The following is a 16,793-nucleotide window of genomic DNA, read 5'->3' as shown; positions in this document are numbered from 1 at the left end:
TGATCCACCCGATCGCAATGGACGACGGTCTGCGTTTCGCAATCCGTGAAGGCGGCCGTACCGTTGGCGCGGGCGTTGTTGCTAAAGTTCTCGGCTAATCGCTGATAACATTTGACGCAATGCGCAATAAAAGGGCATCATTTGATGCCCTTTTTGCACGCTTTCACACCAGAACCTGGCTCATCAGTGATTTTATTTGTCATAATCATTGCTGAGACAGGCTCTGTAGAGGGCGTATAATCCGAAAGGCGAATAAGCGTTTCGATTTGGATTGCCTCGCGATTGCGGGGTGAAAATGTTTGTAGAATACTTCTGACAGGTTGGTTTATGAGTGCGAATACCGAAGCTCAAGGGAGCGGGCGCGGCCTGGAAGCGATGAAGTGGATAGTTGTTGCCATATTGCTGATCGTCGCAATCGTCGGCAACTACCTCTATCGCGACATGATGCTGCCGCTGCGTGCGCTGGCCGTAGTAATTCTGATTGCTGCAGCGGGTGGTGTCGCGCTGTTGACGACAAAAGGTAAAGCAACCGTTGCTTTTGCCCGTGAAGCGAGAACCGAAGTCCGTAAGGTCATTTGGCCGACTCGCCAGGAAACGCTGCACACCACGCTGATCGTCGCTGCGGTTACCGCAGTTATGTCACTGATCCTGTGGGGACTGGATGGTATTCTGGTTCGCCTGGTATCCTTTATCACTGGCCTGAGGTTCTGAGATGTCTGAAGCACCTAAAAAGCGCTGGTACGTCGTTCAGGCGTTTTCCGGTTTTGAAGGCCGCGTAGCCACATCGCTGCGCGAGCATATCAAATTACACAATATGGAAGAGCTGTTTGGCGAAGTCATGGTGCCGACTGAAGAAGTCGTTGAGATCCGTGGCGGCCAGCGTCGCAAAAGCGAACGCAAATTCTTCCCGGGTTACGTTCTGGTCCAGATGGTCATGAACGACGCAAGCTGGCACCTGGTGCGTAGCGTGCCGCGTGTGATGGGCTTTATCGGCGGTACCTCTGACCGTCCGGCGCCGATCAGCGACAAAGAAGTCGATGCGATCATGAACCGCCTGCAGCAGGTTGGCGATAAGCCGCGGCCGAAAACTCTGTTTGAACCGGGTGAAATGGTTCGTGTTAACGACGGTCCGTTCGCAGACTTTAACGGCGTTGTCGAAGAAGTTGATTATGAGAAGTCTCGCCTGAAAGTGTCTGTTTCTATCTTCGGTCGTGCGACCCCGGTAGAGCTGGACTTCAGCCAGGTTGAGAAAGCGTAAGGCTGCGATCAAAAAAGCAGCGATCTAATCGTTGCATAGGGCGCGAAATTGACATACAATTTCGCGCCTTTTGTTTTTATGGGCCTTATGCCTATAAAGCGATATTTATCACGGGGAGCTTCTTTGAAGCGATACTACCCAATTCGAGGAATTTAGAATGGCTAAGAAAGTACAAGCCTACGTCAAGCTGCAGGTTGCAGCTGGTATGGCGAACCCGAGTCCGCCAGTTGGTCCAGCACTGGGTCAGCAGGGTGTGAACATCATGGAATTCTGCAAAGCGTTCAACGCAAAAACGGATTCCATCGAAAAAGGTCTGCCGATTCCGGTTGTTATTACCGTTTACGCTGACCGTTCTTTCACCTTCGTTACCAAAACGCCTCCGGCAGCTGTTCTGCTGAAAAAAGCGGCTGGTATCAAGTCTGGTTCCGGCAAGCCGAACAAAGACAAAGTAGGTAAAATTTCCCGCGCTCAGCTGCAGGAAATCGCGCAGACCAAAGCTGCCGACATGACCGGTGCCGACATTGAAGCGATGACTCGCTCCATCGAAGGTACTGCACGTTCCATGGGCCTGGTAGTGGAGGACTAAGAAATGGCTAAACTGACCAAGCGTATGCGCGTGATCCGTGAAAAAGTTGATGCGACCAAACAGTACGACATCAACGAAGCTATTGCCCTGCTGAAAGAGCTGGCCACTGCTAAATTCAACGAAAGCGTTGACGTTGCCGTTAACCTCGGCATCGATGCTCGTAAATCTGACCAGAACGTTCGTGGCGCGACTGTACTGCCGCACGGTACTGGCCGTTCTGTTCGCGTTGCCGTATTTACCCAGGGCCCGAACGCTGAAGCAGCTAAAGCTGCTGGCGCTGAGCTGGTAGGTATGGAAGATCTGGCTGACCAGATCAAGAAAGGCGAAATGAACTTCGACGTTGTTATCGCATCCCCGGATGCAATGCGCGTTGTTGGCCAGCTGGGCCAGGTTCTGGGTCCGCGCGGCCTGATGCCAAACCCGAAAGTCGGTACCGTAACTCCGAACGTTGCTGAAGCGGTTAAGAACGCTAAAGCAGGTCAGGTTCGTTACCGTAACGACAAAAACGGCATCATCCACACCACCATCGGTAAAGTGGACTTTGACGCTGACAAACTGAAAGAAAACCTGGAAGCTCTGCTGGTTGCGCTGAAAAAAGCAAAACCGAGCCAGGCGAAAGGCGTGTACATCAAGAAAGTTAGCATCTCCACTACCATGGGTGCTGGCGTTGCCGTTGATCAGGCTGGTCTGAGCGCATCTGCGAACTAAGATTAGTCTTTACGTGGGCGGTGATTTTGTCTACAATCTTACCCCCACGATTCTGTTGAAATATAACAGAGCACTATGCGAGTCATTTGAATTGCAGCAAGGCAGCAAGTGAGTGAATCGCCAGGAGCATAGTTAACTATGTGACTGGTGTGAACGAGCGCAGCTAACACAGCTGCGGTTCAAAGGACGAAGTCATAGAAAGAATTTGTTCGTTGGAGCCTGGCCTATCCAGGCCTCCGTCGAAGACCGCAGGCGTCTCGCAAGAGGCTTAATCCCCTGCGTAGACGGTGACAGAACGCTAAGATTATTTTTTATACTCTGGCTTGTTTCTGCTCACCGTATTAAGACGCTCTTCTCGTTGAGATGAGTGAAGTGAGTTCCGGAACATGAGTTCCGGCAAACATCCAGGAGCAAAGCTAATGGCTTTAAATCTTCAAGACAAACAAGCGATTGTTGCTGAAGTCAGCGAAGTAGCCAAAGGCGCGCTGTCTGCAGTAGTTGCGGATTCCCGTGGCGTAACTGTAGATAAAATGACTGAACTGCGTAAAGCAGGTCGTGAAGCTGGCGTATACATGCGTGTTGTTCGTAACACCCTGCTGCGCCGCGTCGTTGAAGGTACTCAGTTCGAGTGCCTGAAAGACACGTTTGTTGGTCCGACCCTGATTGCATACTCTATGGAACACCCGGGCGCTGCTGCTCGTCTGTTCAAAGAGTTCGCGAAAGCGAATGCAAAATTTGAGGTCAAAGCTGCAGCCTTTGAAGGTGAGCTGATCCCGGCGTCTCAGATCGACCGCCTGGCAACTCTGCCGACCTACGAAGAAGCAATTGCACGCCTGATGGCAACCATGAAAGAAGCTTCGGCTGGCAAACTGGTTCGCACACTGGCTGCTGTACGCGATGCAAAAGAAGCTGCGTAATCGCAGTTGTCTTTATCAAGCATTTGCTTACGTATAAACTTATTCTGATATTCAGGAACAATTTAAATGTCTATCACTAAAGATCAAATCATTGAAGCAGTATCCGCTATGTCCGTAATGGACGTTGTAGAACTGATTTCTGCAATGGAAGAAAAATTCGGTGTTTCCGCTGCTGCTGCTGTAGCTGTAGCTGCTGGCCCGGCTGAAGCTGCTGAAGAAAAAACTGAATTCGACGTAATTCTGAAAGCTGCTGGCGCTAACAAAGTTGCTGTTATCAAAGCAGTACGTGGCGCAACTGGCCTGGGTCTGAAAGAAGCTAAAGACCTGGTAGAATCTGCTCCGGCCGCTCTGAAAGAAGGCGTGAGCAAAGATGACGCTGAAGCACTGAAAAAATCTCTGGAAGAAGCTGGCGCTGAAGTTGAAGTTAAATAAGCCAACCCTTCCGGTTGCAGCCTGAGAAATCAGGCTGATGGCTGGTGACTTTTTAGTCACCAGCCTTTTTGCGCTGTAAGGCGCCAGTAGCGTTTCACACTGTTTGACTACTGCTGTGCCTTTCAATGCTTGTTTCTATCGACGACTTAATATACTGCGACAGAGCGTACGTTCTGTGTAAATCGCAATGAAATGGTTTAAGCGTGATAGCAACAGGCATTGCGGAAAGTGTTCCATTTTCCGGTCAACAAAATAGTGTTGCACAAACTGTCCCCCGCAGGACAGATGGGTCGACTTGTCAGCGAGCTGAGGAACCCTATGGTTTACTCCTATACCGAGAAAAAACGTATTCGTAAGGATTTTGGTAAACGTCCACAAGTTCTGGATGTACCTTATCTCCTTTCTATCCAGCTTGACTCGTTTCAGAAGTTTATCGAGCAAGATCCTGAAGGGCAGTACGGCCTGGAAGCAGCCTTCCGTTCCGTGTTCCCGATTCAGAGCTACAGCGGTAATTCCGAGCTGCAGTACGTCAGCTACCGCCTTGGCGAACCGGTGTTTGACGTTCAGGAATGTCAGATCCGTGGCGTGACCTATTCCGCACCGCTGCGCGTAAAACTGCGTCTGGTGATCTACGAGCGCGAAGCGCCGGAAGGCACCGTTAAAGACATTAAAGAACAAGAAGTCTACATGGGCGAAATCCCGCTCATGACCGACAACGGTACCTTTGTTATCAACGGTACTGAGCGTGTTATCGTTTCTCAGCTGCACCGTAGTCCGGGCGTCTTCTTTGACTCCGACAAAGGTAAAACCCACTCTTCGGGTAAAGTGCTGTATAACGCGCGCATCATTCCTTACCGTGGTTCCTGGCTGGACTTCGAATTCGATCCGAAGGACAACCTGTTCGTGCGTATCGACCGTCGCCGTAAACTGCCTGCGACCATCATCCTGCGTGCGCTGAACTACACCACTGAGCAGATCCTTGACCTGTTCTTTGAGAAAGTCGTCTTCGAAATTCGCGACAACAAGCTGCAGATGGAGCTGATTCCAGAACGTCTGCGCGGCGAAACCGCGTCGTTCGATATCGAAGCTAACGGCAAAGTGTACGTTGAAAAAGGCCGTCGCATTACCGCGCGTCATATCCGTCAGTTGGAAAAAGACGATATCAAGCATATCGAAGTTCCGGTTGAGTACATCGCAGGTAAAGTCGTCTCTAAAGACTACGTTGACGAATCCACTGGCGAGCTGATCTGCGCGGCGAACATGGAGCTGAGCCTGGATCTGCTGGCTAAGCTGAGCCAGTCCGGCCACAAGCGTATCGAAACGCTGTTTACCAACGATCTGGACCACGGCCCGTACATTTCTGAAACGGTACGCGTCGACCCAACTAACGATCGTCTGAGCGCGCTGGTAGAAATCTACCGCATGATGCGCCCTGGTGAGCCGCCGACTCGTGAAGCGGCTGAAAGCCTGTTTGAGAACCTGTTCTTCTCCGAAGACCGCTATGACCTGTCTGCGGTGGGTCGTATGAAGTTCAACCGTTCTCTGCTGCGCGACGAAATCGAAGGTTCCGGTATCCTGAGCAAAGACGACATCATTGATGTCATGAAGAAGCTCATCGATATCCGTAACGGTAAAGGCGAAGTGGATGATATCGACCACCTCGGCAACCGTCGTATCCGTTCCGTCGGCGAAATGGCGGAAAACCAGTTCCGCGTTGGCCTGGTGCGTGTAGAGCGTGCGGTGAAAGAGCGTCTGTCTCTGGGCGATCTGGATACCCTGATGCCTCAGGATATGATCAACGCCAAGCCGATTTCCGCCGCAGTGAAAGAGTTCTTTGGTTCCAGCCAGCTGTCTCAGTTTATGGACCAGAACAACCCGCTGTCTGAGATTACGCACAAACGTCGTATCTCCGCACTCGGCCCAGGCGGTCTGACCCGCGAACGCGCAGGCTTCGAAGTTCGAGACGTACACCCGACGCACTACGGTCGCGTATGTCCTATCGAAACGCCGGAAGGTCCGAACATCGGTCTGATCAACTCCCTGTCCGTGTACGCACAGACTAACGAATATGGCTTCCTTGAGACGCCGTACCGTCGTGTGGTTGATGGCGTGGTTACTGACGAAATTCATTACCTGTCTGCTATCGAAGAAGGCAACTACGTTATCGCTCAGGCGAACTCCAACCTGGATGACGAAGGCCACTTTGTAGAAGATCTGGTGACCTGCCGTAGCAAAGGCGAATCCAGCTTGTTCAGCCGTGACCAGGTTGACTACATGGACGTTTCCACCCAGCAGGTGGTCTCCGTCGGTGCGTCCCTGATCCCGTTCCTGGAACACGATGACGCCAACCGTGCATTGATGGGTGCGAACATGCAACGTCAGGCGGTTCCGACTCTGCGCGCTGACAAGCCGCTGGTGGGTACCGGTATGGAACGTGCTGTCGCCGTCGACTCCGGTGTTACTGCAGTAGCTAAACGTGGCGGTACTGTTCAGTACGTGGATGCATCCCGTATCGTTATCAAAGTTAACGAAGACGAGATGTACCCGGGTGAAGCAGGTATCGACATCTATAACCTGACCAAATACACCCGCTCTAACCAGAACACCTGTATCAACCAGATGCCATGTGTGTCTCTGGGCGAGCCGGTTGAACGCGGCGACGTGCTGGCAGACGGTCCGTCCACCGACCTCGGTGAACTGGCGCTCGGTCAGAACATGCGCGTGGCGTTCATGCCGTGGAACGGCTACAACTTCGAAGACTCCATCCTCGTATCCGAGCGTGTGGTTCAGGAAGACCGTTTCACCACCATCCACATTCAGGAACTGGCGTGCGTGTCCCGTGACACCAAGCTGGGGCCGGAAGAGATCACCGCTGACATCCCGAACGTGGGTGAAGCTGCGCTCTCCAAACTGGATGAATCCGGTATCGTTTACATCGGCGCGGAAGTAACCGGCGGCGACATTCTGGTCGGTAAGGTGACGCCGAAAGGTGAAACCCAGCTGACGCCGGAAGAGAAACTGCTGCGTGCGATCTTCGGTGAGAAAGCGTCTGACGTTAAAGACTCTTCTCTGCGCGTACCTAACGGTGTCTCCGGTACGGTTATCGACGTTCAGGTCTTTACTCGCGATGGCGTAGAAAAAGACAAACGTGCTCTGGAAATCGAAGAGATGCAGCTCAAGCAGGCGAAAAAAGACCTGTCTGAAGAACTGCAGATCCTCGAAGCGGGCCTGTTTAGCCGTATCCGTGCGGTGCTGGTTTCCGGCGGCGTTGAAGCTGAGAAGCTCGACAAACTGCCGCGCGACCGCTGGCTGGAACTCGGTCTGACCGACGAAGAGAAACAAAATCAGCTGGAACAACTGGCTGAGCAGTATGACGAGCTGAAACACGAGTTCGAGAAAAAACTTGAAGCGAAGCGCCGTAAAATCACCCAGGGCGACGATCTGGCGCCGGGCGTGCTGAAGATCGTGAAGGTCTATCTGGCCGTTAAACGCCGTATCCAGCCGGGTGATAAGATGGCAGGTCGTCACGGTAACAAGGGTGTTATCTCTAAGATCAACCCGATCGAAGACATGCCTTACGATGAAAACGGCACGCCGGTAGACATCGTACTGAACCCGCTGGGCGTACCGTCTCGTATGAACATCGGTCAGATTCTGGAAACCCACCTGGGTATGGCTGCGAAAGGTATTGGCGACAAGATTAACGCCATGCTGAAACAGCAGCAGGAAGTCGCCAAACTGCGCGAATTCATCCAGCGTGCCTACGATCTGGGCGCCGACGTTCGTCAGAAAGTCGACCTGAGCACCTTCAGCGATGATGAAGTGCTGCGTCTGGCAGAAAACCTGCGTAAAGGTATGCCGATTGCCACACCAGTGTTCGACGGTGCGAAAGAAGCGGAAATCAAAGAGCTGCTGAAACTGGGCGACCTGCCGACCTCCGGTCAGATCACCCTGTTCGATGGCCGTACGGGTGAACAGTTCGAACGTCCGGTAACCGTCGGTTACATGTACATGCTGAAACTGAACCACCTGGTTGATGACAAGATGCATGCGCGTTCTACCGGTTCTTACAGCCTGGTTACTCAGCAACCGCTGGGTGGTAAGGCGCAGTTCGGTGGTCAGCGCTTCGGGGAGATGGAAGTGTGGGCGCTGGAAGCTTACGGCGCCGCCTACACCCTGCAGGAAATGCTCACCGTTAAGTCTGATGACGTGAACGGTCGTACCAAGATGTATAAGAACATCGTGGACGGCAACCATCAGATGGAACCGGGTATGCCGGAATCCTTCAACGTTCTGTTGAAAGAAATCCGCTCGCTGGGCATCAACATCGAACTGGAAGACGAGTAATTCTCGCTCAAACAGGTCACTGGTGTCGGGGTAAAACCCGACACCAGATTGTGCTAACTCCGACGGGAGCAAATCCGTGAAAGATTTATTAAAGTTTCTGAAAGCGCAGACTAAAACCGAAGAGTTTGATGCGATCAAAATTGCTCTGGCTTCGCCAGACATGATCCGTTCATGGTCTTTCGGTGAAGTTAAAAAGCCGGAAACCATCAACTACCGTACGTTCAAACCTGAGCGTGACGGCCTTTTCTGCGCCCGTATCTTTGGGCCGGTAAAAGACTACGAGTGCCTGTGCGGTAAGTACAAGCGCCTGAAACACCGCGGTGTTATTTGTGAGAAGTGCGGCGTTGAAGTGACCCAGACCAAAGTACGCCGTGAGCGTATGGGCCACATCGAGCTGGCGTCTCCGACTGCTCACATCTGGTTCCTGAAATCGCTGCCGTCCCGTATCGGTCTGCTGCTCGATATGCCGTTGCGTGATATCGAACGCGTACTGTACTTCGAATCTTATGTGGTTATCGAAGGCGGTATGACCAACCTGGAACGTCAACAGATCCTGACTGAAGAGCAGTATCTGGACGCGCTGGAAGAGTTCGGTGACGAATTCGACGCCAAGATGGGGGCGGAAGCTATCCAGGCCCTGCTGAAGAGCATGGATCTGGAGCAAGAGTGTGAAACTCTGCGCGAAGAGCTGAACGAAACCAACTCCGAAACCAAGCGTAAAAAGCTGACCAAGCGTATCAAACTGCTGGAAGCCTTCGTACAGTCTGGCAACAAGCCAGAGTGGATGATCCTGACCGTTCTGCCGGTTCTGCCGCCAGATCTGCGTCCGCTGGTTCCGCTGGATGGTGGTCGTTTCGCCACGTCAGATCTGAACGATCTGTATCGTCGCGTCATTAACCGTAACAACCGTCTGAAACGTCTGCTGGATCTGGCTGCGCCGGACATCATCGTACGCAACGAAAAACGTATGCTGCAGGAAGCGGTTGACGCCCTGCTGGATAACGGTCGTCGCGGTCGTGCGATCACCGGTTCTAACAAGCGCCCTCTGAAATCTTTGGCCGACATGATCAAAGGTAAACAGGGTCGTTTCCGTCAGAACCTGCTCGGTAAGCGTGTTGACTACTCCGGTCGTTCTGTTATCACCGTAGGTCCATACCTGCGTCTGCACCAGTGCGGTCTGCCGAAGAAAATGGCGCTGGAGCTGTTCAAACCGTTCATCTACGGCAAGCTGGAATTGCGTGGCCTTGCCACCACCATCAAAGCCGCGAAGAAAATGGTTGAGCGCGAAGAAGCTGTCGTTTGGGATATCCTGGACGAAGTTATCCGCGAACACCCGGTACTGCTGAACCGTGCACCGACTCTGCACCGTCTGGGTATCCAGGCCTTTGAACCGGTTCTGATCGAAGGTAAAGCTATCCAGCTGCACCCGCTGGTTTGTGCGGCATATAACGCCGACTTCGATGGTGACCAGATGGCTGTTCACGTACCGCTGACGCTGGAAGCCCAGCTTGAAGCGCGTGCGCTGATGATGTCTACCAACAACATCCTGTCTCCGGCGAACGGCGAACCTATCATCGTTCCGTCTCAGGACGTGGTATTGGGTCTGTACTACATGACCCGTGACTGTGTTAACGCCAAAGGCGAAGGCATGGTGCTGACTGGCCCGAAAGAAGCTGAGCGTATCTATCGCGCAGGTCTGGCCTCTCTGCATGCGCGCGTTAAAGTGCGTATCACTGAATATGAAAAAGATGAAAACGGCGAATTCGTTGCGCACACCAGCCTGAAAGACACGACCGTTGGTCGCGCCATTCTGTGGATGATCGTACCGAAAGGTCTGCCTTTCTCCATCGTCAACCAGGCGCTGGGCAAGAAAGCGATCTCCAAAATGCTGAACACTTGCTACCGTATTCTGGGCCTGAAACCGACCGTTATTTTTGCGGACCAGACGATGTACACCGGCTTTGCTTATGCAGCGCGTTCAGGTGCGTCCGTTGGTATTGATGACATGGTCATCCCGGAGAAAAAACACGAGATCATCTCTGAGGCGGAAGCTGAAGTTGCTGAGATCCAGGAGCAGTTCCAGTCCGGTCTGGTAACCGCTGGCGAACGCTATAACAAAGTTATCGATATCTGGGCTGCGGCGAACGATCGTGTATCCAAAGCGATGATGGATAACCTGCAAACCGAAACCGTGATTAACCGTGACGGCCAGGAAGAGCAGCAGGTCTCCTTCAACAGCATCTACATGATGGCCGACTCCGGTGCGCGTGGTTCTGCGGCACAGATTCGTCAGCTGGCAGGTATGCGTGGTCTGATGGCGAAGCCAGATGGCTCCATCATCGAAACGCCAATCACCGCGAACTTCCGTGAAGGTCTGAACGTACTCCAGTACTTCATCTCCACGCACGGTGCGCGTAAAGGTCTGGCGGATACCGCACTGAAAACTGCGAACTCCGGTTATCTGACCCGTCGTCTGGTTGACGTCGCGCAGGATCTGGTGGTGACCGAAGATGACTGTGGTACGCACGAAGGTATCCTGATGACCCCGGTTATCGAGGGTGGCGACGTGAAAGAGCCGCTGCGTGACCGCGTTCTGGGTCGTGTGACGGCGGAAGATGTGCTGAAACCGGGTACCGCGGACATTCTGGTTCCACGCAACACGCTGCTGCACGAACAGTGGTGTGACCTGCTGGAAGCAAACTCCGTTGACGCCGTTAAAGTGCGTTCCGTTGTATCCTGCGACACCGACTTTGGTGTATGTGCGCACTGCTATGGTCGTGACCTGGCGCGTGGCCACATCATCAACAAAGGTGAAGCTATCGGCGTTATCGCGGCACAGTCCATCGGTGAACCGGGTACACAGCTGACGATGCGTACGTTCCACATCGGTGGTGCGGCATCGCGTGCGGCTGCTGAATCCAGCATCCAGGTTAAGAACAAAGGTAGCATCAAGCTCAGCAACGTGAAGTCGGTTGTGAACTCCAGCGGTAAACTGGTTATCACTTCCCGTAACACCGAACTGAAGCTGATCGACGAATTCGGTCGTACCAAAGAGAGCTATAAAGTGCCTTATGGCGCTGTCATGGCGAAAGGTGATGGCGAGCAGGTTGCTGGCGGCGAAACCGTGGCAAACTGGGACCCGCACACCATGCCGGTTATCACCGAAGTGAGTGGTTTCATCCGCTTCACTGACATGATCGACGGTCAGACCATTACGCGTCAGACCGACGAACTGACCGGTCTGTCTTCGCTGGTGGTTCTGGATTCGGCTGAACGTACTACCGGTGGTAAAGATCTGCGTCCGGCGCTGAAAATCGTTGATGCTCAGGGTAATGACGTTCTGATCCCGGGTACCGATATGCCTGCGCAGTACTTCCTGCCGGGTAAAGCGATTGTACAGCTGGAAGATGGCGTACAGATCAGTTCTGGTGACACCCTGGCGCGTATTCCGCAGGAATCCGGCGGTACCAAGGATATCACCGGTGGTCTGCCGCGCGTTGCGGATCTGTTCGAAGCGCGTCGTCCGAAAGAGCCGGCAATCCTTGCTGAAATCGCAGGTATCGTTTCCTTCGGTAAAGAAACCAAAGGCAAACGTCGTCTGGTGATTACGCCAGTTGATGGTAGTGACCCGTACGAAGAGATGATTCCAAAATGGCGTCAGCTCAACGTGTTCGAAGGGGAACGTGTAGAACGTGGTGATGTGATTTCCGATGGTCCGGAAGCGCCGCACGACATTCTGCGTCTGCGTGGCGTTCATGCTGTGACGCGTTACATCGTTAACGAAGTCCAGGATGTATACCGTCTGCAGGGCGTTAAGATTAACGATAAACACATCGAAGTTATCGTTCGTCAGATGCTGCGTAAAGCGACCATCGAAAGCGCCGGTAGTTCCGACTTCCTGGAAGGCGAACAGGTTGAATACTCTCGCGTCAAGATCGCTAACCGCGAGCTGGAAGCGAATGGCAAAGTGGGGGCTACCTTCTCCCGCGATCTGCTGGGTATCACCAAAGCGTCTCTGGCAACCGAATCGTTCATCTCTGCCGCATCGTTCCAGGAGACCACGCGTGTCCTGACCGAAGCAGCCGTTGCGGGTAAACGCGACGAACTGCGCGGCCTGAAAGAGAACGTTATCGTGGGTCGTCTGATCCCGGCCGGTACCGGTTATGCGTACCACCAGGATCGTATGCGCCGTCGCGCCGCGGGCGAGCAGCCAGCAACACCGCAGGTCACTGCGGAAGATGCATCTGCCAGCCTGGCAGAACTGCTGAACGCAGGTCTGGGCGGTTCTGATAACGAGTAATCGTTAAATGGCGGAGGGGTATTTATCCCTCCGCCAGCTTCATGCTGGATACCGAATCCCGGGTCGCTTGCCTACAAGGAAAGAAAATGCCAGCGATTATTTCATTAATCTATTTAATGTTTAGTCTTTTGGTATTTACAAAAAAGATAACCATTTCAAACGTTCTGTCCGCTTTTTTATTGTTTCTATCGTTATATATACTTCACCATAAATCATTACTTATATTTATTTATTGTCTTATTATTATTGTCGCCACCGTTATTCTTCATCAAGTCAAAACCAGCGCGGATAAAAAAGCCGTATTTTATTTTTCAATGCCATGCTGGCTCTTGATTTTATCTGTAATTATAAATTTAATGAATAAATGAATTATTTTTTCATGACTCTTGTTTCTCGTATTATTGGTGAAAAATCATTATCACTGGTTATATGAATAAATTGTCCAGTTTTTGCATTATATTTTGCCATCGCGCAGGGAAGACTATTACCGCCGTTAGCCATAACAAATTTTGCTTTTGTATTACGATAAAGATTGACGCCAGGAATGGGGTCCTGACCGAATGTATAAGGCGTTGGGACAATTACATTATGTTTGTTTGAGAACCACTTTGCTAAAATCCCGTCAACGCCATCAACCGGCGTAATAAAAGTAGAGAATCCACAATACTCAAAATTGAAATTTTTTACCATTGGGTTTGGTTTTTTCTGTAACATTGAATCCAAATGTGACTTTAAATTTATCCCATAAATCTAACTTATTAAAGTCTATTGGCCCGCCATTATAAAATGCCTGCTGTTCATACATTAAATGATAAACCTGTTTTATTGGTTGTTTACGCGGGAAATTTTAAATCATTAAATGGAGTATTTAATTCCATTAAGGTCTTTGTTTGCTCTTATTACAGGAATTATAAATATGATGCCATTTGTGGAATAAAAATAAAGTTAATAAATTATTTATTTAATTGCTCACTGGTAGGGTATTTATGTATCCTCCGGTTAATGCTTAGTTTAACATCTTTTAGCTGACAGCGATTGCAACGCTAAAAAACATGTGCTAATAATCATCATGTAAAATATGTAATGAAGTAAGTATGGAGCATTTAATTGTTATGATCCCACCATTAAATAGATATGTTCCCGCGCTTTCAAAAAATGAATTGGTTAAAACTGTTACCAACAGGGACATTCAGTTTACAAGTTTTAATGGAAAAGATTATCCCTTGTGCTTTTTAGATGAGAAAACCCCTCTTCTTTTCCAGTGGTTTGAGCGGAATCCTGCTCGCTTTGGGAAAAATGATATACCTATAATTAACACAGAGAAAAACCCCTACCTTAACAATATCATTAAAGCAGCAACAATTGAAAAAGAACGTCTTATAGGTATTTTTGTAGATGGTGATTTTTTCCCGGGACAAAAGGATGCTTTTTCAAAACTTGAGTATGACTATGAAAACATAAAAGTCATATATAGAAATGATATTGACTTTAGCATGTACGATAAAAAATTATCAGAAATTTATATGGAAAATATTTCTAAGCAAGAGTCCATGCCAGAAGAAAAAAGGGATTGTCATTTACTGCAGCTATTGAAAAAAGAATTGAGTGATATTCAAGAGGGTAATGATTCATTAATTAAATCTTACTTACTGGATAAAGGCCATGTATGGTTTGATTTTTACAGGAATATGGCTATGTTAAAGGCTGGTCAGTTATTCCTGGAGGCGGATAAGGCTGGGTGTTATGATTTATCAACAAATAGTGGGTGTATATATCTCGATACTGATATGATTATCACGGAAAAACTGGGGGGTATATATATTCCGGATGGAATCGCTGTTCATGTAGAAAGGATAGATGGCCGTGCTTCTATGGAAAATGGGATAATAGCTGTTGATCGCAATAACCACCCGGCTTTACTTGCTGGATTGGAAATAATGCATACTAAATTTGATGCTGATCCCTATTCTGATGGTGTATGTAATGGAATTAGAAAACATTTTAATTATTCTTTAAATGAAGATTATAATTCTTTTTGCGATTTTATTGAGTTTAAGCATGATAACATTATAATGAATACCAGTCAGTTTACGCAAAGTTCATGGGCGAGGCATGTGCAGTAGCGGAAATGGCAATAATCATGCTATTGAATACATGAAATATTGGCATAAATTATCAAGTTTCGGCGAAAAAATATTTGATGCTCAGTTTTCTCTACTACAACGCCACTTTAAAATCGCAGTGCTGTTCAGAACGGACATAAAAAAACGGGAGGTCGATAACAATCTCCCGTTTTTCGCATTACGTACTCGTTCGTGAAATACTAATGCGTTTACATACGGGTTCACCGCGTTTGCGAAGCGCGCCCCAGCCAACTGTCCCAGTCTTTCCAGACGGGCTGCAATCCTTGCGCGCTTAACGCGCTTGCTACTGTTTCAGGCCGACGGGCATCGTGGGGAGAAAACTGCTCCAGTTCCGGATGATCGTCAGCGTAGCCGCCGGGCTGCGTTTTTGAGAAGGCGCTGACGTTGTTGATTGCCAGAGGAATCACATGGTCTCGAAACCACGGCGATTCGCGGGTGGAGAGTGATAATTCAATTTCCGGCGCTAATAACCGGAAAGCGCAAATCGTTTGCACCAGTTGCTTTTCATCCATCACAGATGCGGGTTCCACACCGCCAGTACACGGACGCAGACGCGGGAAGGAAACAGAATAGCGACTCTGCCAGTAGTGTTTCTGCATCCACAACAGATGCTCCGCCACCATATAGCAATCCACCCGCCAGTTGTCCGACAGACCAATTAGCGCGCCAAGACCGATTTTGTCGATACCTGCCCGGCCTAACCGATCCGGCGTTTCCAGCCGCCAGAAAAAGTCCTGTTTCTTTCCCTTCAGGTGATGCTGTGCATAGATTGCCTCATGGTAAGTTTCCTGATAAACCATCACGCCATCGATCCCCAGCGTTTTGAGCTCCGCATAGTTTTCTTGCGACAAGGGCTGGACTTCCATCTGTAATGATGAAAATTGACGGCGGATAGCCGGTAAATGACGGCGAAAATAGTCCATTCCTACTTTGGCCTGATGTTCGCCAGTCACCAGCAACAGATGCTCAAAGCCCAGTTTACGGATAGCATCGCACTCCCTTTGAATATCCACCTCATCCAGCGTTTTACGCTTGATGCGGTTGCTCATTGAGAAGCCGCAGTAGGTGCAGTCGTTGGCACAGAGGTTTGAGAGATAAAGCGGCACGTAGAAACTGACGGTGTTGCCAAAGCGTTGTCGGGTCAGCCTTTGTGCCCGCTGCGCCATCGGTTCCAGATAATCGGCGGCGGCGGGGGAGAGCAACGCCATCAAATCGTCCCGGCTAAGAGGCGCGGCGTTCAGTGCGCGCTCCACGTCGGCGGCAGTTTTACCGTTGATGCGCAGGCGAATATCGTCCCACTCCAGTTGCCGCCAACGGTCGCTGAAAGTTTTCATGCCAGGGCCTCCAGAAATCCGGTGAGCGGGCTGGTGGCGCTGGCGTAGGTGCTACGATTACCCGGCACCGCCTGACGCGCCAGTACTCCCGCTTCTACAGCCAGGCGGAAAGCGGTTGCCATCATCACCGGGTCATCCGCCACGGCAATTGCGGTGTTGACCAGTACCGCATCTGCGCCCATTTCCAGCGCCTGCGTCGCGTGGCTGGGCACGCCGATGCCCGCATCAACCACCACCGGCACGGTGGACTGCTGGATAATAATCTCCAGCATGGCTTTGGTTTCCAGCCCCTGATTCGAACCGATAGGCGCACCAAGCGGCATCACCGCCGCGCAGCCGACCTCTTCCAGCCGCTTGCACAACACCGGATCCGCGCCGCAGTAGGGCAGCACCACAAAACCCTGCTTCACCAGCGCCTCGGCGGCTTTTAGCGTTTCGATCGGATCCGGCAATAGCCAGCGGGCATCCGGATGGATTTCTAATTTCAACCAGTTTGTGCCCAGCGCTTCGCGCGCCAGTTGGGCGGCAAAAATCGCCTCTTCAGCGGTTTTCGCCCCGGAGGTATTGGGCAGCAGCGTGACGCCCGCTTCAATCAGCGGCGCCAGGATAGCGTCGTTGTGCTGACGTAAATCCACGCGCTTCATCGCCAGCGTCACCAGCTGGCTGTCGGAGGCGCGAATCGCCTCGACCATCAGCTGCGACGAGGCAAATTTTCCGGTGCCGGTGAACAGATGTGAATCAAACGTTTTGTCGGCAATACGTAACAT

General features: G+C 51.0%; 14 protein-coding genes. 11 read left to right on the top strand and 3 right to left on the bottom strand.

Going from position 1 to position 16,793, the window contains the following annotated elements:
• The 10 genes from ACLJR2_RS22255 to ACLJR2_RS22210 form a co-directional block, all read left to right on the top strand.
• Positions 1 to 98 (top strand): elongation factor Tu (locus ACLJR2_RS22255; RefSeq protein WP_072082015.1); only part of this gene is annotated, 98 nt, incomplete at its 5' end.
• Between the two features lie 229 nt (positions 99 to 327).
• Positions 328 to 711, top strand: a complete 384-nt coding sequence (gene secE, locus ACLJR2_RS22250; protein WP_001275691.1) for a preprotein translocase subunit SecE — start codon at positions 328 to 330, stop codon at positions 709 to 711.
• Position 712: 1 nt separating this feature from the next.
• Entirely contained in the window at positions 713 to 1,258 is a 546-nt protein-coding gene (nusG, locus tag ACLJR2_RS22245) for a transcription termination/antitermination protein NusG (RefSeq protein WP_001287521.1), read from the top strand.
• A 157-nt stretch (positions 1,259 to 1,415) separates the two neighbouring features.
• The gene (gene rplK / locus ACLJR2_RS22240; protein WP_001085926.1) at positions 1,416 to 1,844 is read left to right on the top strand and encodes a 50S ribosomal protein L11; all 429 of its coding nucleotides are present in this window, start codon (positions 1,416 to 1,418) and stop codon (positions 1,842 to 1,844) included.
• A 3-nt stretch (positions 1,845 to 1,847) separates the two neighbouring features.
• Positions 1,848 to 2,552 (top strand): 50S ribosomal protein L1, encoded by a 705-nt coding sequence (gene rplA / locus ACLJR2_RS22235; protein ID WP_001096676.1) that lies wholly within the window; start codon positions 1,848 to 1,850, stop codon positions 2,550 to 2,552.
• Positions 2,553 to 2,971: 419 nt separating this feature from the next.
• Entirely contained in the window at positions 2,972 to 3,469 is a 498-nt protein-coding gene (gene rplJ, locus ACLJR2_RS22230) for a 50S ribosomal protein L10 (RefSeq protein WP_001207203.1), read from the top strand.
• Between the two features lie 66 nt (positions 3,470 to 3,535).
• Positions 3,536 to 3,901 (top strand): 50S ribosomal protein L7/L12, encoded by a 366-nt coding sequence (gene rplL, locus ACLJR2_RS22225; protein ID WP_000028882.1) that lies wholly within the window; start codon positions 3,536 to 3,538, stop codon positions 3,899 to 3,901.
• 318 nt (positions 3,902 to 4,219) lie between these two features.
• A complete protein-coding gene (gene rpoB / locus ACLJR2_RS22220; RefSeq protein ID WP_000263105.1) occupies positions 4,220 to 8,248 on the top strand; it encodes a DNA-directed RNA polymerase subunit beta in 4,029 nt (1,342 codons plus the stop codon).
• Between the two features lie 76 nt (positions 8,249 to 8,324).
• Entirely contained in the window at positions 8,325 to 12,548 is a 4,224-nt protein-coding gene (gene rpoC / locus ACLJR2_RS22215; protein ID WP_000653965.1) for a DNA-directed RNA polymerase subunit beta', read from the top strand.
• Between the two features lie 41 nt (positions 12,549 to 12,589).
• Positions 12,590 to 12,916, top strand: coding sequence for a hypothetical protein (locus ACLJR2_RS22210; RefSeq protein WP_015675457.1), 327 nt, complete (start codon positions 12,590 to 12,592; stop codon positions 12,914 to 12,916).
• 1 nt (position 12,917) lies between these two features.
• Here the strand turns inward: ACLJR2_RS22210 and ACLJR2_RS22205 are convergent, their stop codons facing one another.
• Positions 12,918 to 13,262: a hypothetical protein gene (locus tag ACLJR2_RS22205; protein WP_031607837.1), complete on the bottom strand. Its 345-nt coding sequence runs from the start codon at positions 13,260 to 13,262 to the stop codon at positions 12,918 to 12,920.
• Between the two features lie 380 nt (positions 13,263 to 13,642).
• Between ACLJR2_RS22205 and ACLJR2_RS22200 the strand changes: the two genes are divergently transcribed.
• On the top strand, positions 13,643 to 14,671 hold the full coding sequence (locus tag ACLJR2_RS22200) for a type III secretion system effector arginine glycosyltransferase SseK1 (protein WP_000400601.1): 1,029 nt from the start codon (positions 13,643 to 13,645) through the stop codon (positions 14,669 to 14,671).
• 221 nt (positions 14,672 to 14,892) lie between these two features.
• On the opposite strand, the gene thiH is transcribed toward ACLJR2_RS22200, so the two are convergent.
• Together thiH and thiG are read right to left on the bottom strand one after the other, a co-directional pair.
• Positions 14,893 to 16,026 carry a 2-iminoacetate synthase ThiH gene (thiH, locus tag ACLJR2_RS22195; protein ID WP_000847487.1) on the bottom strand — a complete coding sequence of 378 codons (1,134 nt, stop codon included), beginning with the start codon at positions 16,024 to 16,026 and terminating at the stop codon, positions 14,893 to 14,895.
• Positions 16,023 to 16,793 carry a thiazole synthase gene (thiG, locus tag ACLJR2_RS22190; RefSeq protein WP_000944062.1) on the bottom strand — a complete coding sequence of 257 codons (771 nt, stop codon included), beginning with the start codon at positions 16,791 to 16,793 and terminating at the stop codon, positions 16,023 to 16,025. Before thiG ends, thiH begins: the two co-directional genes overlap by 4 nt.

Origin of the sequence: Salmonella sp. SAL03688, assembly GCF_046551895.1 — a bacterium.
Lineage (GTDB): Bacteria > Pseudomonadota > Gammaproteobacteria > Enterobacterales > Enterobacteriaceae > Salmonella > Salmonella enterica.
Note: the sequence above shows the minus strand (reverse complement) of the source record. Positions and strands in the feature narration are given on the sequence as shown.

Excerpts from the sequence above, each read along its gene's own strand:
- secE (WP_001275691.1), top strand. The coding sequence starts at position 328 with ATGAGTGCGAATACCGAAGCTCAAGGGAGCGGGCGCGGCCTGGAAGCG.
- nusG (WP_001287521.1), top strand. The coding sequence starts at position 713 with ATGTCTGAAGCACCTAAAAAGCGCTGGTACGTCGTTCAGGCGTTTTCC.
- rplK (WP_001085926.1), top strand. The coding sequence starts at position 1,416 with ATGGCTAAGAAAGTACAAGCCTACGTCAAGCTGCAGGTTGCAGCTGGT.
- rplA (WP_001096676.1), top strand. The coding sequence starts at position 1,848 with ATGGCTAAACTGACCAAGCGTATGCGCGTGATCCGTGAAAAAGTTGAT.
- rplJ (WP_001207203.1), top strand. The coding sequence starts at position 2,972 with ATGGCTTTAAATCTTCAAGACAAACAAGCGATTGTTGCTGAAGTCAGC.
- rplL (WP_000028882.1), top strand. The coding sequence starts at position 3,536 with ATGTCTATCACTAAAGATCAAATCATTGAAGCAGTATCCGCTATGTCC.
- rpoB (WP_000263105.1), top strand. The coding sequence starts at position 4,220 with ATGGTTTACTCCTATACCGAGAAAAAACGTATTCGTAAGGATTTTGGT.
- ACLJR2_RS22210 (WP_015675457.1), top strand. The coding sequence starts at position 12,590 with ATGCTGGATACCGAATCCCGGGTCGCTTGCCTACAAGGAAAGAAAATG.
- ACLJR2_RS22205 (WP_031607837.1), bottom strand. The coding sequence starts at position 13,262 with ATGTTACAGAAAAAACCAAACCCAATGGTAAAAAATTTCAATTTTGAG.
- ACLJR2_RS22200 (WP_000400601.1), top strand. The coding sequence starts at position 13,643 with ATGGAGCATTTAATTGTTATGATCCCACCATTAAATAGATATGTTCCC.
- thiH (WP_000847487.1), bottom strand. The coding sequence starts at position 16,026 with ATGAAAACTTTCAGCGACCGTTGGCGGCAACTGGAGTGGGACGATATT.
- thiG (WP_000944062.1), bottom strand. The coding sequence starts at position 16,793 with ATGTTACGTATTGCCGACAAAACGTTTGATTCACATCTGTTCACCGGC.